The following is a 20,795-nucleotide window of genomic DNA, read 5'->3' as shown; positions in this document are numbered from 1 at the left end:
ATAGCATGACCAGCACCGTGCTGCGTACCCGGGCCGTGCGCTCGTTGTGGAGCACCACGATCGGAAAGAAGACCGCCATGGCGGTCACCGGCCTGATCATGGTGCTTTTCCTGATCGCGCACATGCTCGGCAACCTGAAGATATTCTTCGGCTCCGCCGATTTCGACCGTTATGGGGCCTGGCTGCGGACCATCGGCGAGCCCGTCCTCCACGACTCCTGGTATCTGTGGATCCAGCGAACGGTATTGCTGATTGCGGTGGCGTTGCACATCGCGGCCGCTGCGCAGTTGTCCTTACGCGACCGGCGGGCCCGGCCGGTCGGCTATGCGCACGGGCAACGTCCTAAAGCGACTTTTGCCACCCGGACCATGCGCTATGGCGGAACCATTCTGGCGCTCTTCATCGTCTGGCATCTGCTCGACCTGACGGTGGGCGTGGTGCACCCGGGTTTCGATCCGAACAGCCCCTACCGCAACGTTGTCCAGAACTTCCAGGTCTGGTGGCTCAACCTGATCTACATCGTGGCGGTGGTGCTGCTCGGCATCCACATCAATCACGGCTTCTGGAGCGCTTCGCAGACCCTGGGCATCAACCGCCCCGCCCGCGACAAAGCCATCAAGGCGATCGGCTCGACGCTGGCGGTCGCCATCACCGTGGGGTTCGTGCTCGTTCCCGTCGGCGTCATGATCGGATTGGTGAACTGACTTGATCGATTACCTGCTGGGCGACCCGATCGCCGATACGGCCGCCCCCGCCGGTCCCATCGAGCACCGATGGGACGAGCGCAAATTCAACGCCAAGCTGGTCAATCCCGCGAACCGCCGTAAGCACCGGATCATCGTGGTGGGCACGGGTCTCGCCGGCGGATCGGCGGGTGCCACCCTGGCCGAACAGGGATACCACGTCATTCAGTTCTGCTTCCAGGACTCACCACGTCGTGCCCATTCGGTCGCGGCGCAGGGCGGTATCAACGCCGCGAAGAATTATCGCAATGACGGCGACTCGGTGTACCGCCTGTTCTATGACACGGTAAAGGGTGGGGATTTCCGCTCGCGTGAGTCGAATGTCTACCGATTGGCGCAGGTGTCGGTGCAGATAATCGACCAGTGTGTCGCGCAGGGTGTGCCGTTCGCCCGCGAGTACGGCGGCCTGCTCGACACCCGTTCGTTCGGCGGCGTGCAGGTTCAGCGCACCTTCTACGCCCGCGGCCAAACGGGACAGCAACTGCTCATGGGTGCCTACCAGGCACTGTCGCGCCAGATCGACGCCGGGAACGTCGAGATTCACCCACGCACCGAGATGCTCGATCTGATCGTCATCGACGGGCGGGCCCGCGGCATCGTCGCCCGCGATCTGATCACCGGCAAAATCGAAACCCATCTCGCGGACGCGGTGGTTCTGGCTACCGGCGGCTATGGAAACGTCTTCTACCTTTCGACCAACGCCAAGGGCAGCAACGCCTCGGCGATCTGGCGCGCGCACAAGCGTGGTGCGTATCTCGCCAACCCCTGTTACACACAGATCCACCCGACTTGTATTCCCCGGTCGGGTGAGCACCAGTCGAAGCTCACCCTGATGTCCGAGTCGCTGCGCAACGACGGGCGAATCTGGGTGCCCGAACGGGCCGGCGACACCCGCCCGCCGAACCAGATCCCCGAGGACGAGCGCGACTATTACCTCGAGCGGAGCTACCCGTCGTTCGGCAACCTGGTGCCCCGCGACATCGCCTCGCGGGCGGCGAAGAACCAGTGCGACGCCGGACGCGGTGTCGGCCCGGGTGGTCTCGGTGTCTACCTCGACTTCGCCGACGCCATCGCACGCATGGGACGCCCCGCGGTCGAGGCCAAGTACGGCAACCTCTTCGACATGTACGCGCGGATCACCGCGGAGGACCCGTACCAGGTACCCATGCGGATCTACCCCGCCGTCCACTACACGATGGGTGGGCTCTGGGTGGACTACGACCTGCAGAGCACGATCCCGGGGCTGTTCGTGATCGGCGAGGCGAACTTCAGCGACCACGGCGCCAACCGTCTTGGTGCCTCGGCGTTGATGCAAGGTCTGGCCGACGGATATTTCGTGTTGCCGACCACGCTGAATCATTACCTCGCCGGCGCCGAACTCGACGTCGTCGACGCGGCGAGTCCCGAAGTGACGAAGGTACGGAGCGAAGCGCAGGAACGTATCCAGCGGCTGCTGTCGATCAACGGCGACCGCACCGTCGACTCGTTCCACCGCGAACTGGGCATGCTGCTCTGGGACCACTGCGGCATGACCCGCAACGAAAGCGGTCTCCGCAAGGCGCTGGAGCGGATTCCCCAGCTGCGCGACGAGTTCTGGCGTTCGGTCAGGGTGCCTGGTTCCGGCGATGAGCTGAACAAGGAACTCGAAAAGGCGAACCGGGTGGCGGATTTCTTCGAGTTCGCCGAACTCATGGTCCTCGACGCGCTCGTGCGCGAAGAATCGTGCGGTGGCCACTTCCGTGAGGAGCACCAGACGCCGAACGGTGAGGCGCAGCGCGACGACGAACACTTCAGCCATGTCTCGGCTTGGCAGTACAACGGCGACGGCGGAATCTCGAACACCCCCATCCTGCACAAGGAAGCCCTCCAGTTCGATCACGTTCACCAAACCCAGCGGAGCTATGCATGAAACTGACCCTGCGTATCTGGCGCCAGGCGAATCCCGCTGCGCCGGGGAAGATGGTCGAGTATCCGGTCGAGGGCATCACCCCGGAAATGTCGTTTCTGGAGATGCTCGACGTCCTCAACGAGTCGCTGATCCTCGCCGGTGAAGAACCGGTTGCGTTCGACCATGACTGCCGTGAGGGGATCTGCGGAATGTGCGGTGTGGTCATCAACGGACGTGCCCATGGCCCCGAGCAGACGACCACCTGTCAACTGCACATGCGCACCTTCCACGACGGTGACGTGATCGACGTGGAACCCTGGCGTGCCAAGGCGTTCCCGGTGATCAAGGACCTGGTGGTCGACCGCTCCGCATTCGACCGCGTCATCCAGGCCGGCGGCTACATAACCGCGCCCACCGGTGCGGCTCCCGACGCACACTCGACGCCCGTGCCAAAGCCGGATGCCGACGCCGCCTTCGAAAACGCGACCTGCATCGGCTGCGGCGCCTGCGTGGCGGCCTGCCCCAATGGCTCGGCGATGCTGTTCACCGCGGCGAAAGTCACGCATCTGAATCTGCTACCGCAGGGGCAGCCCGAGCGCGAGTCGAGGGTACTTGGCATGGTCGCTGCCATGGACGCCGAGGACTTCGGCGGCTGCACCAACACCGGCGAATGCGTGGCAGCCTGTCCGAAGGAGATCCCGTTCTTCAGCATCGCCAACATGAATCGCGAGTACCTACGCGCACTGCGTACGCACTGACATCGATCCGCACCCCGCTACTCAGCTGAGGTGTCGATGTAGTCGTTCAGCACGAGAGCCGCGTGCACGAGCAGGTGGTGCGTACTGAGCGAGGTCCCCGACAGCTCCTCGGCTCGGTGCACCCGGTAGGTGACGGTGTTCCGGGCGATCTGCAGCCGCTTGGCCGTCCTGGCGAGGCTTCGTCCCTCGTCCAGGTAGCACCGGGTCGTCGCGCGGATCTCCTGCGTACGGGGGTCCTCCTCCAGCAGCTCACCGAGAGTTCGCCGGAGGAAGACCCGTGCGGAGTCGAGGTCGGCTGCCATGAGAATCGCCAGGGCGGTGTCGTGATGGAACGTCACGCCGCTGCCGTTCGGACGTGCGGCGAGCCGCAACAGACGTTCGACGGCGCGGGCTTCCGCGTGTGACGCGCGGAACCCGGCCGTGCCCTCCGCGGGCTCGCCGACGGCGATGTCCACGTCCGGGGGGATCGCCGGCACCGACGCTGTCTTGAGCCGGCCTGCGGCCGTTACCGTGCCCCAGGCCCAAACCGCGCCGGCGCCGACTGGCACGAGCAGGGTGCGATGTGCTCCCAGCGCAGCGAGCAGTTCCGATACGGCCCGCCGAACTGTCGCATCGGTAGCGGCTCCGGGCTCCCCGCTGCTCCAGGCGACGATGGCGAGCTGGCTCTGGTCAAGCGGATAGCCGAGTTCTTCGCTCGCCGCATGGCCTTCGACGGCTCCGGAGAGGACTTTCTTGATCGTCTGAATACGTGCCGCGGCGGTGGCGGCCAGCCCGTTCTCGTACTCGTTCCAGAACTCGGCCTCGATGGCACCGGCGAACGAGTCGAATGCGCGGAGCAGGACGTGAAGCACCCGTTGCATCTCGGTTGCCGTGTGGGGAAGATCCGCAGCCGCGACAGCTTGGACGAAGTGCTCGATGATGCACGCCTGCCCCACCCGGATGGCGCGGAAGACCCCGGTGAACTGCAGACCGCGGCGCGCGAAATCGCGAACCGCCTCACGGGCCTCTTCGGTGATGAGCTCGATCTGCGCTTCCTCGAAAAGCAGCAGGCCCCGCAGGACGGTGGACACGATCGCGCGGCGGATCAGCCGAAGATGCGCCGCATTGCTCCCGAGGTCGGGCACGGTGTCGATGACCCTCGCGGCAGCCTCGCAACCCACGAAATCCGCCCACCGGAGGGCGTCTTCGCCAAGGCGTGAAACGACGGACTCGGCGTCGGTGCCGATGGTCACAGCGACATCGACGGACGTATGCGCTGGGGAGAGCTTAGTCAGCCACGAACCAGACATGGTGTGTACCTCTTTTGTGCCAGAGCCCAAGATCACGCGCGGAGTCTGTGTTGCACACCAGAGTGCGCCAAGCCGCTGACCCGTACGGTATATCCAGCGAGCACCGGGAGTTTGATCGCGGGGCCGGGGTCGTGCACCACCTACCTGACGGTACGGTGCCGGACGGCTTCGCCATCTCCCGTGGGGCTCGCCGGTAGGCCACGATCGGGAGGACCGGAATGATCACCGGTGGGATGGACCCCACTGTCTCAAATGGACACGACGGTCTCATCGGCACGGTGTCATGACTTCAGCGACTTCAAGCTGCGGATTGGTTCGGACCGAGACTGGTCCAGTGCGCGATGTCGCGCACCCGGCCACTTGAAACCGACCTGGACCTCGACCACATCGCACCGTGCGGATCTACTCGCCTGCGTTCTTTGGCCGGCCGCACGGCAGGTCCGGCTTCCTTGCACATGGCCGGCCGAAACCCAACCACATGGAGGACTTTTATGACGAGCACCGGACAGCTGGCGCCCGGCACAGCGGACGTTGTCGCGCGAGCGGCGAGCGTCGCCGAAGTCCTGGCGGCGCAGGCCAACGAGGTCGACGCGCAGCGCAGGCTGACCGGCGAAGCGATCCGTGCGCTCACCGAGGCGGGCATGTTCCGGCTCATGACACCCGTCGAGTTCGGCGGTTACGGCGTCGACGTCAGCACCTTGTCCGAAGTGGCCAAGGTCCTGGCTCGTTCCTGTGCCTCCTCGGCCTGGATCACGGTTATCTACAACGGCACCAAGATGCTCGCCGCGCACTTCTCCGAAGAGGCACGCCAGGAGGTTTTCGCGACGGACCCCGACGCCGGCATGGCGTCGATCTTCGCTCCCAGCGGCGTGGCCAGGCGGGTTGCCGGCGGGTACCGCGTCTCTGGTCGCTGGCCGTGGGCGTCCGGGATCCTGCATGCCAAGTGGGGCATGGGGGTGACTCCGATCGTGGACGACGGCGGCACCCCGGTAGGAGCCGGATTCGCACTGATGCCGACGGAAGACCTCTCGATCGAGGACACCTGGTACACGGTCGGCATGCGCGGCACCGGGAGTAACACGATGGTGGCGGAGGACGTCTTCGTGCCCCACCACCGGATGCTCGCTCCGCAGAACATCCTCGCGTCGCCGAAGCAGACGGATCCCAGCGCACCTCAGATGTTGCGCACGTCCCCAGTGGCGGGGCTCGTCAGCAGCCTGGCAGCGCCGATGGTCGGTGTCGCTCAGGTCGCCCTGGCCTTCGTGACCGCGAAGGCGCCCAAGCGGGCCATCAGCTACACCTCTTACCCCACCCAGATCGAGTCGCAGGTCTTCGTCAAGGGAATCGGCGAAGCGGCGATGCAAATCGACAGTGCCGAACTGCATCTCGCGCGGACCACTCGCATGATCGATGCGGCGGCGGCCGAGGCACGCGAACTGACCCTGGACGAACGCCGGAAGGTCCGTGGGGACGTCGGACACGCGATGAACGAGATCTGCCTCGCCTTCAACCAGTTGATGAACCTGCACGGATCGTCGGCCTTCGCGGAGGTGAACCCGCTCCAGCGGATGTGGCGGGATGCCAACACCGGCAGCAGGCACGCGACCTTCGCCACCAACGTCAACTACGAGGTCCACGGGGGCGCACTCGTCGGGCTCCCACCGATCACCGATCTCCTCTGACCGGCGGACTTCAGGCTCTGCAAACGAAAATACGTACGTGAACGGGGAACCGGATGAATCCTTCCACGTGGTCGGCCGCTTCCGCGCCTGCCAATCGGGAGTGAACACCCGCGTACTCGTCTCAACAAAAAGGAGAACTTGACAGGACCAACGTGCTTCGTGGGCGTAGATCCACTTCGGACCAGGGCGACCAAGTTGCGGCAGGCGCCCCGACGTCAATGCGCTGAGAGAAGGTTTCCTGGACCATTGTTCAGAGGCCGTTCGCCGACGCGACGTCGGTGCGGAAAAACCGCGCTTCCCCCGTTGTACCTGGATGATCCAGGCCGTCCTCTTCTGGCCATCGTTCTCATTTGACGGGCACGACCTTGACGCCCTTCGTGGCGAGCAACTGCGTGATCGCTGCGCCGGGAAATCCCTGGGTCGCAACACATAACAGCGGATTCGGCCAATCGGTGAGGTAACCCGTTGCACGTACCCGTCATGACTCATGACATACCTGGATCATACGTTGGATAGACGTGCGTAATATTGGTCTGTCAAGGAAGCACAAACCAAGTTGAGGGCACTCGAACCATTTTTCCGGGGGTCGATGATCGCCGGTCTTGACATCGCGGTTAGAGTTGCGAGACTTCGTTGAGCGATCAGCCCGGAGGGCCGGACACCATCACTTTACCTCGGATCTGCTTGTCCCGCAAACAAATCCGCGATGAGCGAGTGCCTGTGGACGCCACGCCCGCACAGCCGCGGGGAGGAGAACCCGTGCACGACAAGGGAAAACCATTTCGGCGCGTACGTCCGGCCTCCGCTGACACCAGAGTTTCAAGCCAGGACAGGGCGGTAACTTGCGCGAATCGACACCCGCACAGCCTCGCGCGGGCACGCGACTCAAGAATCTGACAGGCATCGGCGGAGGGCGCAGCATCCGGACCCGGGTGCTGGCCATCGCGCTCATCCCCAGTGTGTTGCTGCTGATCACCGGCGCCGTGGTGGCCGGTTCACTGGTCTCCTCCGGTCTGGCCGCACGGAACTGGGCCCACCTGCTCAAGAGTGGGATCGAACCGATCGTCGCCTGGCAGTCCACGCTCCGGCAGGAACGCGACGTGAGCTTGCGTGCGGTGGCCGGCGATCGCCAGGCGCGCGCCGATCTGCCGCGTGTACGCCAGAACACCGACATCGGGCTCTCCCAGATGAAAGGGCTGGCCGATACCGCCGGACAGCTCAACCCCGAGAGCGTGGCCAAGACCAACGCCGAGTTCGGTGCGCTGATCCTCCGGATGCCGGCGGTCCGCGATGGCATCGACAAATCCCAGATCTCCGCCGATGAGGTGGACGCGGAGTTCGCCGGACTCGGCCGGGCCCCGATGAACGGCATCGCCGACTCGGCCCGCACCGCCTACGACCCGGGCGCCGCGCGCGAGCACATCACCACCGTCGACCTGTTCCGGGTGATGGAGGCGCACAGCTCCGCGAACAGCGTGGCCACCGTGCTGGTCACCCGCCCTCAGCTGACGCTCGCGGAGCGGGTCTCCCTCGCCCGGTTCGTCGGCTCTTACCGTCAACAGCTCGAAAACCAGGTCAGCCGCCTCCCGGACGGCGAGTTGGCCATCTACAACCGGCTCATCAGCAGCGACGCCTGGCGAACGGCCACCACCGCGGAGGACGCGCTGAGCACGACCGGCACGCTGCCGATGACGGTGGCCAGCTTCCGCGACGCGGAAAGCCAGGTGGCGGATGAACTGCTCCGGATGTGGCACGATCAGTTCAACTACGGCACGGACCTCGCCGCGGACGCCGCCAACACCACGCTGTGGCAATCGATCGTGGCCGGCGCGATCGCGCTGGTCGCGGCCATCGGCGGTTTCCTGGTATCGATCCGGCTGGCCAACGCCCTGGTGCGCCGGCTGCGACGGCTGCGCTCGAAGACCCTGGAGCTGGCCGAGGTGAAACTTCCCGCGCTGGTGGAGCGGTTGCATGCGGGTGAGCAGGTGGACGTCAACACCGAGGTGACGCCGATCGACCGCGGCCGCGACGAGATCGGACAGGTCGCCGAGGCGTTCAACGCCGCGGAGCGAACGGCGATCGCGGCGGCCACCGCGGAGGCCAAGACGCGCGGTGGCTTCAACAAGGTCTTTTTGGACATCGCGCATCGCAGCCAAATCGTGGTACACCGGCAACTGGAGTTGCTGGACGTCGCCGAGGCCAAGCAGAACGACCCGGAGCACCTGGAGTTGCTGTTCCAGCTCGACCACCTGACCACCGCGGCCCGCCGCAACGCGGAGAACCTGGTGATCCTCGGCGGTGGTCAGCCGGGCCGTAAATGGCGCAAGCCGGTCGCCCTGGAGGAGATCGTGCGCAGCGCGATCTCCGAGACCGAGGACTTCGCGCGGGTCAGCGCGGTCCGGCTGCCGGAGGCGAAGGTGATCGGGTCCGCGGTCGCCGACATCGTGCACCTGCTGGCCGAGTTGGTGGACAACGCGACGTCGTTCTCCCCGCCGGACTCGCCGGTGGCGGTGCGGGGCAACGTGGTCGGCAAGGGCGTCGCGGTGGAGATCGAGGACCAGGGCCTCGGCATCGCGTTCGAAGAGCGTGAGCGGCTCAACGAGCGGCTGATCAACCCACCGGACTTCCAGGAGATGGCGCTGGCCGGCCAGCGCAGCCTGGGCCTGTTCGTGATCGGTCAACTGGCGCGCAAGCACGGGATCGTGGTCAACCTGGTGGACTCGGCCTACGGCGGGATCAAGGCCATCGTGCTGATCCCGACCAAGGTCCTCGACACCGGCGAGCTGCAGAAGGACGAGCCATCGGCGGACGACGCCTCGGCCGAGCCGACCCCGGCCCGGCCGGGCCGCCATGCCCGGGTTCCGTTGTTCGTACCGGGGCCGGCGCAGGACCCGACGCCCGGGATGTCGCGACCCAGCGACGACCCGCGGCTGTGGCCGCAGGAGGAGCCGTCGGCGGACCGTCTCCCGCCCGCTCCGCGCGAGCGGGCCGTTGAGGAACGCTCCCCGTCCGCAAGCCGGGCCGGAGTGGCCGTCGCCTCGTCCGGCCGGAAACCGCTTCCTCGCCGGCGACGCCAGGAGCACCTGGCCCCACAGCTCCAGGCCGAGCCACCGTCCACACCGGACTCCGCGGCCGGCGCGCCCGCCCAGCTGCGTAGTCCGGACCAGGCGCGCACCGCCATGACCGCGTTCCAACGGGGGACCTGGCAAGCTCGGAAAAGTCGCGAGAATGCGCAGTAGCTTCAAATGAGATCGATGAACACGGATGGTCTGCCGATGAACGAAGACTTGGTAGTCAAACCCCATGGGGCCGGGCTGGACTGGCTGCTGGACGATCTGGTCAAGCGGCTTTCCGGGGCCGAGAAGGCAGTGGTGCTCTCCGCCGACGGCCTGACCCTTGGCCGGTCGAGTGGTCTGGACCGCGAAGGCGCCGAGCACCTCTCGGCGATGGCGTCGGCCTTCCGCAGTCTCGCCCGCGGTGTGGGCAGCCAGTTCGACAAGGGCGTGGTGCACCAGACCGTGGTCGAAATGGAGCACGGCTACCTGGTGGTGACCGAGGCGGGAGTGGGGGCCTGCCTGGCGTTGCTCGCCGGGGTCAACGCCGACCTGGGCATGGTCGCCTACCAAATGAATGTGATCGTGCAACAGGTCGGGTCAAACCTGTCGGCCTCACCGCGCGTGCACCACAGTGAGGCTTCGAGCCCACTGACGCCGTGAAATACGACGACACCTCCTGGCTCCAGGACGACGATCCGGGTCCGCTGGTCCGGCCGTTCGCGGTCACCCGTGGCCGCGCCGGGAGGGATCTGCACAACCTCGACCTCATCACGCTCGTGGTGGCCGTCCGGCCGGCGTCGGACGTGGCGACGCTGGACCGGGAGTACGGCGACATCCTGCGGATGTGCCAGGGCAGACCGATGTCCGTCGCGGAGATCGCGGCCCAGCTGAACCTTCTGCTGGCCGCGGTCAAGGTCTTGATCAGCGACCTGATCGAGTCGGGGCATCTCATCTTCCGGTCGCCGCCTGCCACCTCCGAAAACAGCCGGCGGCCCAACCTCGAACTGTTGCAGGCGGTACTTGATGGCATACGGAAACTCTGATCCGGTCGGCGACCCCGAGCTCAACGGCGTGCAGGCCGTCAAGCTCCTGATCGCGGGCGGGTTCGGGGTCGGCAAGACCACCCTGGTCTCCTCGGTCAGCGAGATCAAGCCGCTGCGCACCGAAGAACGGCTCACCGAACTCGGCGCGGCGGTGGACAACCTGACGGGGGTGGAGAACAAGACCACCACCACGGTGGCACTGGACTTCGGGCGGATCACCATCAACTCGAAGGTCGTGCTCTACCTCTTCGGGACCCCGGGACAGGACCGGTTCTGGTTCATGTGGAAGGAGCTGTCGGTCGGCGCGCTGGGCGCGGTGGTGCTCGCCGACACCCGGCGGATGGAGGACTGCTTCCCGGCGGTGGACTTCTTCGAGTCGCGCGGCATCGACTTCATCGTCGCGGTGAACTGCTTCGCCGGCGCGGACATCTACGAGCCGGAGGAGGTACGCGCGGCGCTGGACCTCAACCCGGAGGTACCGATACAGCTGTGCGACGTGCGTGACCGCGAATCGACCAAGCGGGTGCTGCAAACCCTGCTCGAGTACCTGATGAACAAGGCGGTTACGGCCGCGTACACCGCCCGCTGACCGCTCCCGCCCCGGCTCTAGTCAGGGGCAGGTAACGACTTGGCCGGCCCAGGACAGGCCGCCGCCGAAGGCGAACAGCAGCACCGGCGCCCCGGAAGGCAACTCGCCACGTTCGACCATTTTGGACAGTGCGAGCGGCACGGACGCGGCGGAGGTGTTGCCGGAGTCGACGACGTCCCGGGCGATCACCACGTCGTCTCGCAGGGCAAGCCGCCGGGTCAGCGACTCGATGATCCGGAGGTTCGCCTGATGCGTGACTATGCCCGCGAGGTCGGTGGTGGCGATTCCCGCGCGGTGACACGCCTCTTCGGCAACGGCGGGCAGTTCGCCGGTGGCCCACCGGAATACGGCCTGGCCTTCCTGCGCGAACCGCGGCTGCCAGGAGTCCGCGATCCGCACCAGATGGCCCCGTGCCGGGTCGGCTCCCCACACGACCGGGCCGATCGCGGCGTCGCGGTCGTCCGTTCCGCTGATCACCGCGGCGCCGGCACCGTCGGCCAGCAGCACGCAGGTGCTTCGATCGGTCCAGTCCGTGACATCCGACATCTTCTCGGCGCCGATGACCAACGCATGCCGGGCGGCCCCGGCCCGCACCGAGTGATCGGCGCAGGCGAGGGCGGTACAGAAGCCGGCGCAGCCGTTGTTCAGGTCGAAACACACGGCGGCGGGAACACCGAGGCGGGCGGCGACCTGCGCGGCGATCGACGGGCAACGGTCGATTGCGGAGCAGGTGGCGACGGTGATCAGGCCGATCTCGGCCGGCTCCACACCGGAGTCGGCAAGCGCCTTGGCCGCCGCTTCGGCGGCCATGTCGGTGACCGACTCGTCCTCGCCCGCGATCCGGCGGGTCGCGATTCCCGTGCGCTGCCGGATCCACGCATCGCTGGTGTCCACCATGCGTTCCAGGTCGGCGTTGGCCAGCACACGGGCCGGTTGGTGGTGCCCCAGAGCGACGAGGCGGGATCCGGACAACGGTCTCTCCTTCAGTCAGGCGATACGTGCCGAGGCGAATATAGCAACCGATCGGTCGTAATCTAAAATATGGAAGCATGAGCCCCCGGAAATCCGTCGTCGAGGCCCGCCAGACTCGGCAGCGCATCATCGATCGCGGTTTGGCGATCGCCTCGGTGGACGGGCTCGAGGGTCTGACCATCGGCCGGCTCGCTACCGAGATGGAGATGAGCAAGGCCGGCGTGCTCGGACACTTCGGCACGAAAGAGAGCATCCAACTCGCCGTCGTCGACGCGGCGGCGGAGATGTTCGCCCAAGAGGTGCCGCAACGCGTCCGGGACGTGCCCCCCGGCCTGCCTCATCTACGTGCGGTGTGCGAGGCGTGGGTGTCATATCTGGAGCGGAACATCCTGCCCGGCGGCTGCTTCTTCACCGCTGCGGCAGCGGAGTTCGACGGACGAGGCGGTCCGGTACGCGATGCCATAGCCGGAATGGAGGCGCTATGGCAACGCGACCTGCGTATCCACATCCGGCGCGCCGTCAGCCTCGGCGACCTGCCGCCGGACACGGACCCCGACCAACTGGTCTACGAGCTTTGGGCCGTCATGCTCGCCCTCAACCACTTCCTGCAGCTGAACCATGATCGGTCCGCCCCGGACCGCGCTCGCCGCGCGCTGCACCGACTCCTCGGCACCTGACCGGTTTGCGCAAGACTTGTCGAGGTGTGTCGCCCGGCTGACAGTTTCGTGGCCAACCGCGGAACGGCCGGGTTGAGTTGGTTGGCAGGATCGGCGAACGGAGCACCATGACCACGTCCAGCCGTGAGACGGCGGGCAAAGTCAGGACCGGCCGGCTGCCGAGGTGGCGGATCGGCCTGACGGCGGGCTGGTGGGCATCCTGTGCTGCGTCGGCCCCACCGTGCTGGCGCTGCTGGCCTCGTCAGCGCCGGAACCGCTTTCGCGGGGGCGACGGACCGCTACGACGGCTACGCGTGGTGGTTCCGGCTCGGTGGATTGGCCGTACTGGTCGGGTTGGTTGGAATGTCGCTGCGGCGCCGTAACCAGTGCAGCGTCGCCGGGACGCGGCGGTGGCGTCTTCTCGCCGTCGTCGGCATTGCCGTGGGCACGTACGCCGCGTTGTTCGGGCTGACGACCTGGTTGGGCACCTTCGCCTGGTCCTCGGCCTAAAGTAATGGTTGGGCCTGCGATCGGTCCGGCAAGGCCGACCCACGACCCGCTCCGTTTCGCTGAGCAGGCACTTCCGAGGGAGCGGACAACCGTCCAGTGTGGACAACCGTCCAGTGTGGACGATGCCGGTGAGGGGAGGTTCCGCGGCGGCCGATGCCGGTGATGAATGCGGAGCTCGGCAGGGAGGGGACAGCTTGATGCGAGGGTATGACCTGGCCGTTGTCGGCGGCGGAACCGCCGGCATCATCGCCGCCAAGACCGCGGGCGGCCTCGGCGCGCGGGTGGTACTGGTGGAGCGCCGGCGCACCGGTGGCGACTGCCTGTGGACCGGGTGCGTGCCGAGCAAATCGCTGATCGCCGCCGCCCATGCCGCGCAGAACATGCGCACGGCGGGACGGTTCGGCATCGCCCCCGTCGAGCCGCAGGTGGACTTTACGGCCGTAATGTCCAACGTCCGTAGGGCGATCGAGCGGATCGAGCCGGTCGACTCACCCGCGGCGCTGGCCGAGGCCGGTGCCGAGGTCATCGCGGGCGCAGCGGTGTTCATAGGTTCGGACCAATTGCGGGTTGAGGGTCGGATGTCGTTGCGGTTCCGGCACGCCCTGATCGCCACCGGGTCCACCCCGGCGCTCCCGCCGGTGCCCGGACTGGCCGAGGTGGAGCCGTTGACCAGCGACAGCGTGTGGAATCTGGCCGAACTGCCCGCGCGGCTGGCCGTGCTGGGCGGCGGGCCGATCGGTTGCGAGCTGGGGCAGGCGTTCGCCCGCCTCGGCGCCCAGGTAACGCTCATCGAAGGCAGCGACCGGCTGGTGCCCAGGGAAGAACCCCAGGCCAGCATCGCCCTGTCCGCGGCGCTGTCCGCAGAAGGAATCCGCGTGCTGACCTCCACCACGGTGACCAGGGCGGCCCAGCAGGCCGACGGCGTGCGGCTGGACCTCCTCGGCCGCGACGGCAACGTCATGCTCGACGTCGACCGGGTCCTCGTCGCGACCGGACGCAGCCCGCGCACCACCGGGCTCGGGTTGGACGCCGCCCGGGTGCGTCTGGACGCACATGGCTACGTGGCCGTGGACGCCAAGCTACGCACCAGCAACCGCCGCATCTACGCTGCCGGCGACGTCACCGGCGCACCCGCGTTCGCCCACGTCGCCGGCATGCACGGCAACATCGCCGCCACCAACGCGCTGCTGGCCCCGGTGCGCCGCATCGACCACGAGCGAATCCCCTGGGTGACCTTCACTGATCCTGAGATCGCCCACGTCGGTCTCACCGAAGGCCAGGCACGCCACCGTCACGGCGACGCGGTCCGGGTCCGGCTGCTGCGGCACGAGCACGTCGACCGCGCGATCGTCGAGGACGACACCGACGGCTTCACCCACGTCGTGCTCGACGCCAAGGGCCGGATGCTCGGCGCGACGATCGTCGCGCCACGAGCCGGGGAGATGATCGCCGAACTCACTGGCCTGCTCGCCCGCGGCGGACGACTGCGGGATCTCGCCTCGGTGGTCCACCCCTACCCGGCCTGGTCCGATGGCGTCTGGAACGCGGCCGTCGCCGAGTCGAGTGCGGCGCTGCAGGCTCCCGTCACGCGCCGGCTCACCGGCGCCCTCTTGCGCCTCCGCCGGGCCCGGTGACCCGCCCGGCAAGCCGGCCCCGCCGACCCAAGACCGGCGCGTGTCCCACCTTCCCGTCGTGCGTGTCCCCCCTTCCCGTCCTGCGAGTCCCACTTTCGCGTCGTGCGAGTCCCACCTCCGCGTCGTGCGAGTCCCACACTCCCGTCGTCTGAGTCCCACCTCCGCGTCGTGCATGTCCCACTTTCCCGTCGTGCATGTCCCACTTTCCCGTCGTCTGAGTCCCACGTTCTGGTCTGCGGGAATGTGGGACTCGCGCTACTGGACGTGGGACACGCGCAACGGGAGTGGGGGACACGCGCGACGGGAGTGTGGGACTCGCGCTACTGGAACGGGGGACTCGCGCGACGGGAGTGGGGGACACGCGGGGTGCGGGCGGGGGCTACTTGCTGGCGCGGGTGGCCGCACGCCGGCGCAGCAGGGCGCGGACGGTCAGGACCGCTTGCATCATCGCGGCCGGCCGGACGATCACCGGGCGAGGCGCGTCGACCATCCGGCCGCGGCGGACGCTGACGGCGGTGACAGCCATGACAGGAGCCAGCCAGGCCAGCAGTGCGGCGATGAGCATTGGGCGTGATTCGCGTTCCTGCCGGAGCGCGAACCAGGCCCAGAAGGCCGCATCGGCCAGTGAATCCGCGGCGGCTCCGAACGGGGTCCGGGTGCCGAGCCGGCGGGCGAGGCATCCATCGGCGAGGTCGCTGGCGAGTGCGGCGGCAGGGGTGACCCACCCGTCGGCGAGGTCGCTGGCGAGTGCGGCAACCGGGGTGGCCCGCCTGCCGGTGAGTGCGGGCAGATTGGCTCGGGTCAGGGTGATCACGTTGGCGATGCCGATGGATCGCCGGTGTTCGAGCATGCCGAGGTGAGTCGCGGCCAGCGCCCAGCTCGTGAATATCCACAAAGGACGCTTCGGGTTCCCGCAGACGGCAAAGACCAGGTGCAGCACGGTGATTTCGACCAGGGCGCGAGGCCTGCGCCGGGCTTGCTGGATCGAGCGCCGCGAAGCCTGCGCCAGGAAGCGTGTCCAGGCCCGTGGTCGCCACCGTCCCTGCCGTAGCCCATCCAGGAGCGCGTTCGTCGCCGCCCGGCTGTCCGGTCCGACCGTCACCGGGCTTGGTCGAAGAGTTTCTTGAGCCCGGTGTACCCGCCTTCGGCAAGCCGCCCCGCCGAGGCGGCGAAGTAGTCCGAGCTTGCCGTGATGCCGAGCCCCTCCACGAGGCGGTTCATGAAGTTGAACAACGCACACACCGAGACCGCGTCATGCAGGGCACGCTCGTTCCAGCCCGCGGCGAACACCGCGTCGGCGTCCGCGTCGGTCATCCGGCTCGGGGTGCCGGTGAGCTTACCGACGTAGGCCAACAGCGGCTTGAGCCGCTCGTCGACCGGCGCGGTGTCGACATCGGCGAGCAGCGCCGTCAACGTTTCCTCCGCAATGCCGAACCTGGCCGCGGTGGCCGTATGCACGCCGTGGCAGTAGCCGCAGGAATTGAGACCGGACACGTAGGCGGCGATGAGTTCACGTTCGGCCACGCTCAGCGGCGACGGCCCGCGCAACAGCACCTCGTGATAGTCGAGCAACGGCCCGGAAGTGTCCGGATAGGACCGGAACACATCGATCAGAGCGGCATCCGCAGGCAGCGACGGCAAATACGACATGCAAGTTCTCCTCTCATCCCGCAACGGGGAGGTGAGCGACGATGCGGCGCAACGGAAACGGTAATCGACGGCCCGGCCGCGCCCAAGCGGCCAGCGCGGCGCTCGCGGCTTCGACCCGGTCAGACGCGATGCCGGGCAGGTACAGCCCGTCGACGAGCAAGGCCGCCGCCCGGGAATCATTGATCTCGCGCCGGAACACGCGGCGCTCGCTGGCATCGACGACGAATCCGTGTGCGCGCAGGATTTTCGGCAGCCCGTCGCGGGCGTCGGGGTTGGGCCACGGCTGCGACCGGATGCCCAACGCCCGCAGCACCCGCCACCACCCCAGCAGCCCGCGACCGAACCACATCCCGGACGGCACCAGCGCCACCAGCACCCCACCGGGCCGCAGCACCCGTTTCAGCTCGGCCAGCACCTGATCAAGCGGGGTCAGCACCTGAAGGCACATCGCCGCGCACACCGCGCCGACGGCGTTCTCACCGATCGGCAGCTGATCGGCGCGGCCTCGCAGGACCGGGCCACGACCGGCGGCCACGGCGAGCGCCAGCTCCCCGGCGGAGAGATCGACGCCGAGCCACCGCTCGTCCGGCAGTTCTTCCCGGGTGGGCGCCGAGCCGCACGCGAGGTCGAGGATCACCGCACGTCTGCCGCGAAGATGTTCCACCAGCCACGAGTAGGGCCGCGCCCGCCGCCGATCCGTGGCCTGCTCCAGGATGCGTTCGGTGATGCCGGGTCGATCGTCGTGGTAGCGCGCCAGATAACCGGGCCAAGGCGTGGTTTCCGCCGGGGTCCGGCGGTCGGCGGGGTAGCCCATGCGTGCGCCCACTTCCCTAGCCGCTGATGGCGAGCAGCTTGGCCTCCTCGAGGACGTGGATGGCGGCGTAGCGCACCTCGATCAGGCCGGCTCGTTCGAATTCCTTGAGGATCTTGTTCAGGGAGGGGCGCTGCACGCCGAGCATGGCGGCGAGCGTGCGCTGCGGCAGCGGGACTTCGCCGTCGACCGCTTCGTCGAGCAGCAGCCGGGCGACCTGCTCGGTCAGCGACCGGCCGAGCAGCCCGACGATGCGGCTCTGGCTCGCGGCGAGCCGCTGGGCGACGCTGGACAGCCAGCGCCGGGCGATCAACGGATGGTCGGCCAGCAGCTTCTCGAAGGAGGCCGCGTCCAGTGCCAGTGCGGTCACCTCGTCCAGCGCCCGTGCGGTGTAGGCAAGCGGCATGTCGAGCAGATGCTGGATGTCGCCCTCGACGTTACCGGGCTGCAGCACGTAGACGACGGCGCGGCGCCGTCCGGCACCCACCGACAGTTCGACGCGACCGCGTTGCACGATCCACACCTCTTCTGCGGTGGCGCCGCCGCGGAAGAGGGCCGCACCGCGCTCGTAGGTCCGGGCGCGCAGGGTCGCGGCGAGCGCCTCCATGTCGGCGGGCCCCAGCGGCGCCGCCTCACCATGGCCGACACAGCGGGCGACCCACGCGGCGTGCCGGATCGCCAAATCGGCCGGGGCGCCGGTACCAAGCAACCGCATCGTCTGCTCCATCGCCGCGGCCGGCAGCTTCGACAACGCCATACGTCCAGCCTGGCAGCGCCACGCCCGCAATGCCCGTCTGCCGATGTCCAAATGTCAGCGACATGACAGCGTTCTTGAGAACGTGTTCGGGTAGCCAGGCCGTGACTTCTCGTCGTCGGCCGATGGCCGGCCATGACGGCGGCTTGCGTCCCCGCCCACGTGCAGCATCGTTGCCTGTCACCATGGGTGCCGATCTTGCGTTTGAGTAGTCCTCCTGGTCCTACCGGCATCGGAGCCCACTGGCCCGGCGGATCAATAACCATGTCGCGTTCTACCGCGAGGTGACGATCGAGGGTGAACCCGAACCCCGCCCCGGCGGCGGCTTCTGGAGCCGCCGAACCTGAGGTCACGTTCGCGGTCGACCGGTCCACCCCTATCCGTCCGCCGATGACGGCTGTCGCGATGGCTGGGGGTTGTTCAGAGTTCGTAGGTTCGTGCTACCGCTATCAGATTGCCGTCTTCTCGGGTTGAGGCCACAGTGTCCTCGGGGCGGGGGGAAATGCCTGGGGCGTCGGCGAGGTTGTGGGTTTCATCGATCGCCGTTACCCGGATCCGGGTTGTGCCAGGGCTGCGCAGGGCGATGTCGACTCCCTCTGGTGGCAGGTCGCGGAAGCGGATTTCTCCCGGCCAGGTGTTAGCGCGTACACCGGCGATGTCCAGGGTTACCGGTGTCATGCCGGGAGCGGTAGCGGTTGCCCTGTCGATTCCGTGATCGATTCGCAGGACCAGCGATGTCGCCGACCGTAGGGAGGTCACGTGCATCGTGACGGTGTCACCTTCGCGCGCTCGTACCTCGACCTTCGGGCCCTCGGCCGTTATCGGGTCGGCTGGGCCGGTCCACAACTGGCCTCGGGCATAGCCGGGTGGCAGCCGGGACACGTCGTGGTCCTTCACGTGCTGCCGGGTCCAGTCGGTCGGGTCGGCCTCTCCGCTGACCCAGCTTGCCTCGCCGGTGTCGGCGTTGAGCACGTACGCGAGGTGGGCGCGCTGAGGGTGTTTCGCGTCAAAGCCGTCCACCACCAGTCCCGCAGCCACCATGGCTGTCGCCAGTACCATCGCCGTCAGTGGAACCGCGACGGTAGCCCGGCTACGGATGGTCGGGGCCGGTAACAACAGTTCGACGACGGGCAGCAACGTCAGGCCGAACAGCGCCAGGACGGCCGCGTCGGCACCGCCGAACGCCAGTCCCATCCCGTTGAACAGGTTGTGGACCAGGGCGGGCAGCAACGCCGCGGACACCAGCGACCCCAGCGCCAGCGCCACGGCCGGCCACGCGGACCACCGCACCGGCAGCGTCGCCAGCAGGGCACCCGTCGCGACGGACAACGCCGGCAGGGCGAACAGGAACGACGCACCCGGTGCCATCGCCGCGCACACCACCCCCAGCGCGGCCGGCCAGACCAGCGCACCGGTCGCCAGCGCGGCCGGACCGAGGCGGCGGCGCAGCAGCAGGTACCAGCCGAGCAACGCCGTCGCGGCCAGTGCGGCGAGCGCGACCTGGTAGGCCAGCGGGCGGTGCAGCAACCCGCCCATCAGGTCGTAACCGGGACGCAGCCCGACGAGGATCGACCACAAGACCTGCCCGAGCAGCACCGACCCGGCCAGCGGCAGCACCGCCGACGCGGCACCGAGCAGCATCCGTGGCACGCTCGCCAACCGCCGGACTCGCGCGACCAACGCCAACGCGGCCACCAGCAGCACAGCCAGCACCGCGATCGGCCAAACCAGCGCGTTCGAGTACGTGATCATGACGCCCGAGAGCCGGAAGTAGGTCGCGTCATGGTCGGACCGCAGCCCGGGCAGGTCGGCCTCGCCGAGTGACCGGGTCAGGTCGAGCATGTTCTCGCCGTGGTGCTGCAAGCTGCCGCGGTCGAGATTGTCGATGGAGTCGCCGGCGGTGTGGTAGTACGACGAGTTCTCGATGTTGGCGAAGTTCAACCCGAGGAAGCCCGCCCCCGACAACGCGGTGAAGTCGGTGTTGTTGGGCAGCAGCCGATAGACCTCGACCATCGACGAATCGCCCCGGGGATGCGGCACGGCGCCGGCGAACAGCGAGACCAGCTCCGCGTTGTCCTTCGACGTCTCGAACATCAGCGACGGTCCGCTGACGCCACGTGCCTCCCAGTTGAGCACCACGCCGCCCCGACGGGCCAACGGGTGTTCCCGGACGAACGCCTCCGCACCGAGCAACCCGTCCTCTTCGCCATCGGTGAACAGCAGCACCAGGTCGTTGCGGAGCCCGCCCTGCCGGCTGACCATCCGCCCGACCTCCAGCATCGCGGCGACCGCAGCGCCGTCATCGGAGGCGCCGGGTCCCATCGCGGCGGAGTCGTAATGGGCGGCCAGCAGGACCGTTCCGGTCGAGTGCCGGCCGGGTAGGGTGGCCACCACATTGTCGACCCGGCCAAAGCTCGCGAGTCCGGTCGACGCCTCGGCCCCGATCGCGTGCTGGATCTCCACGGAGAAGCCGGCCGACCGCAACTGGCCGGCGAGGTAGTCCCGCGCCCGGTCGCCGGCCGGGCTGCCCAACGGGCGTGACTCGGTTGCGAACCGCGCGAGATCAGTCATGGCCCGCTCGGCGCTGAACCGGTCCGCCGAGGACACGGGGACCGGTTGCTGACCGCTGCCCTCGGCCATCACGGTCAGCGCCACCACGGCCCCAACGACCAGCAGCACAGCCACTCCGGTGACTACCCGGCGCGGTACTTCGATGAGCTTCTCGATCACGGAGGCGAGGCTATGCGGGGCGAAGACCAG

Annotated in this window: 18 protein-coding genes; 11 read left to right on the top strand and 7 right to left on the bottom strand. The window is 67.8% G+C overall.

Annotation, left to right across the window (positions count from 1 at the left end; genetic code table 11):
- Window positions 1-5 precede the first annotated feature (5 nt).
- Genes A3CU_RS0120820 through A3CU_RS0120810 form a run of 3 tightly spaced genes read left to right on the top strand, consistent with a single transcriptional unit; the run spans window position 6 to window position 3,389 of the window.
- Complete coding sequence (locus tag A3CU_RS0120820) at window positions 6-704, top strand: succinate dehydrogenase cytochrome b subunit (RefSeq protein WP_027943947.1); 699 nt, start codon at window positions 6-8, stop codon at window positions 702-704.
- A 1-nt stretch (window position 705) separates the two neighbouring features.
- Window positions 706-2,652, top strand: a complete 1,947-nt coding sequence (locus A3CU_RS0120815) for a fumarate reductase/succinate dehydrogenase flavoprotein subunit (protein ID WP_027943946.1) — start codon at window positions 706-708, stop codon at window positions 2,650-2,652.
- Window positions 2,649-3,389, top strand: a complete 741-nt coding sequence (locus A3CU_RS0120810) for a succinate dehydrogenase/fumarate reductase iron-sulfur subunit (RefSeq protein ID WP_027943945.1) — start codon at window positions 2,649-2,651, stop codon at window positions 3,387-3,389. Before A3CU_RS0120815 ends, A3CU_RS0120810 begins: the two co-directional genes overlap by 4 nt.
- Window positions 3,390-3,406: 17 nt before the next feature.
- On the opposite strand, the gene A3CU_RS0120805 is transcribed toward A3CU_RS0120810, so the two are convergent.
- Window positions 3,407-4,621: a PucR family transcriptional regulator gene (locus A3CU_RS0120805; RefSeq protein ID WP_027943944.1), complete on the bottom strand. Its 1,215-nt coding sequence runs from the start codon at window positions 4,619-4,621 to the stop codon at window positions 3,407-3,409.
- Window positions 4,622-5,169: 548 nt separating this feature from the next.
- On the opposite strand from A3CU_RS0120805, the gene A3CU_RS0120800 reads away from it, so the two are divergent.
- The 5 genes from A3CU_RS0120800 (at window position 5,170) to A3CU_RS0120780 (ending at window position 11,048) form a co-directional block, all read left to right on the top strand.
- Window positions 5,170-6,360 (top strand): acyl-CoA dehydrogenase family protein, encoded by a 1,191-nt coding sequence (locus A3CU_RS0120800; RefSeq protein WP_027943943.1) that lies wholly within the window; start codon window positions 5,170-5,172, stop codon window positions 6,358-6,360.
- 842 nt (window positions 6,361-7,202) lie between these two features.
- Window positions 7,203-9,599, top strand: a complete 2,397-nt coding sequence (locus A3CU_RS0120795) for a sensor histidine kinase (protein WP_084143484.1) — start codon at window positions 7,203-7,205, stop codon at window positions 9,597-9,599.
- Between the two features lie 36 nt (window positions 9,600-9,635).
- Complete coding sequence (locus A3CU_RS0120790) at window positions 9,636-10,076, top strand: roadblock/LC7 domain-containing protein (RefSeq protein WP_043841966.1); 441 nt, start codon at window positions 9,636-9,638, stop codon at window positions 10,074-10,076.
- Window positions 10,073-10,459, top strand: coding sequence for a DUF742 domain-containing protein (locus tag A3CU_RS0120785; protein ID WP_027943940.1), 387 nt, complete (start codon window positions 10,073-10,075; stop codon window positions 10,457-10,459). Before A3CU_RS0120790 ends, A3CU_RS0120785 begins: the two co-directional genes overlap by 4 nt.
- On the top strand, window positions 10,440-11,048 hold the full coding sequence (locus tag A3CU_RS0120780) for a GTP-binding protein (protein ID WP_052371924.1): 609 nt from the start codon (window positions 10,440-10,442) through the stop codon (window positions 11,046-11,048). Before A3CU_RS0120785 ends, A3CU_RS0120780 begins: the two co-directional genes overlap by 20 nt.
- 21 nt (window positions 11,049-11,069) lie before the next feature.
- Here A3CU_RS0120780 and A3CU_RS0120775 read toward each other — a convergent pair whose 3' ends face one another.
- On the bottom strand, window positions 11,070-12,020 hold the full coding sequence (locus A3CU_RS0120775) for a beta-ketoacyl-ACP synthase III (RefSeq protein ID WP_027943938.1): 951 nt from the start codon (window positions 12,018-12,020) through the stop codon (window positions 11,070-11,072).
- A gap of 77 nt (window positions 12,021-12,097) precedes the next feature.
- Here A3CU_RS0120775 and A3CU_RS0120770 point away from each other — a divergent pair, with 77 nt between their 5' ends.
- The 3 genes from A3CU_RS0120770 (at window position 12,098) to A3CU_RS0120760 (ending at window position 14,820) form a co-directional block, all read left to right on the top strand.
- Entirely contained in the window at window positions 12,098-12,697 is a 600-nt protein-coding gene (locus A3CU_RS0120770; protein WP_027943937.1) for a TetR/AcrR family transcriptional regulator, read from the top strand.
- Window positions 12,698-12,898: 201 nt separating this feature from the next.
- Entirely contained in the window at window positions 12,899-13,186 is a 288-nt protein-coding gene (locus tag A3CU_RS45795; RefSeq protein WP_211246472.1) for a hypothetical protein, read from the top strand.
- 197 nt (window positions 13,187-13,383) lie between these two features.
- Window positions 13,384-14,820, top strand: coding sequence for a dihydrolipoyl dehydrogenase family protein (locus A3CU_RS0120760; protein WP_027943936.1), 1,437 nt, complete (start codon window positions 13,384-13,386; stop codon window positions 14,818-14,820).
- Window positions 14,821-15,199: 379 nt separating this feature from the next.
- Here the strand turns inward: A3CU_RS0120760 and A3CU_RS0120755 are convergent, their stop codons facing one another.
- The 5 genes from A3CU_RS0120755 to A3CU_RS0120735 all read right to left on the bottom strand — a co-directional run bounded on the left by A3CU_RS0120755 (window position 15,200) and on the right by A3CU_RS0120735 (window position 20,765).
- On the bottom strand, window positions 15,200-15,922 hold the full coding sequence (locus tag A3CU_RS0120755; RefSeq protein ID WP_027943935.1) for a CDP-alcohol phosphatidyltransferase family protein: 723 nt from the start codon (window positions 15,920-15,922) through the stop codon (window positions 15,200-15,202).
- A complete protein-coding gene (locus A3CU_RS0120750) occupies window positions 15,919-16,470 on the bottom strand; it encodes a carboxymuconolactone decarboxylase family protein (protein WP_027943934.1) in 552 nt (183 codons plus the stop codon). The genes A3CU_RS0120755 and A3CU_RS0120750 overlap by 4 nt, the downstream gene beginning before the upstream one ends.
- A gap of 13 nt (window positions 16,471-16,483) precedes the next feature.
- Window positions 16,484-17,284, bottom strand: coding sequence for a class I SAM-dependent methyltransferase (locus A3CU_RS45790; protein WP_052371923.1), 801 nt, complete (start codon window positions 17,282-17,284; stop codon window positions 16,484-16,486).
- 16 nt (window positions 17,285-17,300) lie between these two features.
- Complete coding sequence (locus A3CU_RS0120740; protein WP_084143482.1) at window positions 17,301-18,038, bottom strand: Crp/Fnr family transcriptional regulator; 738 nt, start codon at window positions 18,036-18,038, stop codon at window positions 17,301-17,303.
- Between the two features lie 417 nt (window positions 18,039-18,455).
- Window positions 18,456-20,765 carry a M28 family peptidase gene (locus tag A3CU_RS0120735; RefSeq protein WP_027943932.1) on the bottom strand — a complete coding sequence of 770 codons (2,310 nt, stop codon included), beginning with the start codon at window positions 20,763-20,765 and terminating at the stop codon, window positions 18,456-18,458.
- Between the last annotated feature and the right edge of the window lie 30 nt (window positions 20,766-20,795).

Source organism: Amycolatopsis taiwanensis DSM 45107, assembly GCF_000519205.1.
Taxonomy (GTDB): Bacteria; Actinomycetota; Actinomycetes; order Mycobacteriales; family Pseudonocardiaceae; genus Amycolatopsis_E; species Amycolatopsis_E taiwanensis.
Note: the sequence above shows the minus strand (reverse complement) of the source record. Positions and strands in the feature narration are given on the sequence as shown.

Bases quoted from the DNA above. Each gene is read 5' to 3' on its own strand.
- A3CU_RS0120820 (WP_027943947.1), top strand. From the start codon at position 6: ATGACCAGCACCGTGCTGCGTACCCGGGCCGTGCGCTCGTTGTGGAGC.
- A3CU_RS0120810 (WP_027943945.1), top strand. From the start codon at position 2,649: ATGAAACTGACCCTGCGTATCTGGCGCCAGGCGAATCCCGCTGCGCCG.
- A3CU_RS0120800 (WP_027943943.1), top strand. From the start codon at position 5,170: ATGACGAGCACCGGACAGCTGGCGCCCGGCACAGCGGACGTTGTCGCG.
- A3CU_RS0120790 (WP_043841966.1), top strand. From the start codon at position 9,636: ATGAACGAAGACTTGGTAGTCAAACCCCATGGGGCCGGGCTGGACTGG.
- A3CU_RS0120780 (WP_052371924.1), top strand. From the start codon at position 10,440: ATGGCATACGGAAACTCTGATCCGGTCGGCGACCCCGAGCTCAACGGC.
- A3CU_RS0120770 (WP_027943937.1), top strand. From the start codon at position 12,098: ATGAGCCCCCGGAAATCCGTCGTCGAGGCCCGCCAGACTCGGCAGCGC.
- A3CU_RS0120760 (WP_027943936.1), top strand. From the start codon at position 13,384: ATGCGAGGGTATGACCTGGCCGTTGTCGGCGGCGGAACCGCCGGCATC.
- A3CU_RS0120750 (WP_027943934.1), bottom strand. From the start codon at position 16,470: ATGTCGTATTTGCCGTCGCTGCCTGCGGATGCCGCTCTGATCGATGTG.
- A3CU_RS45790 (WP_052371923.1), bottom strand. From the start codon at position 17,284: ATGGGCTACCCCGCCGACCGCCGGACCCCGGCGGAAACCACGCCTTGG.
- A3CU_RS0120740 (WP_084143482.1), bottom strand. From the start codon at position 18,038: ATGGCGTTGTCGAAGCTGCCGGCCGCGGCGATGGAGCAGACGATGCGG.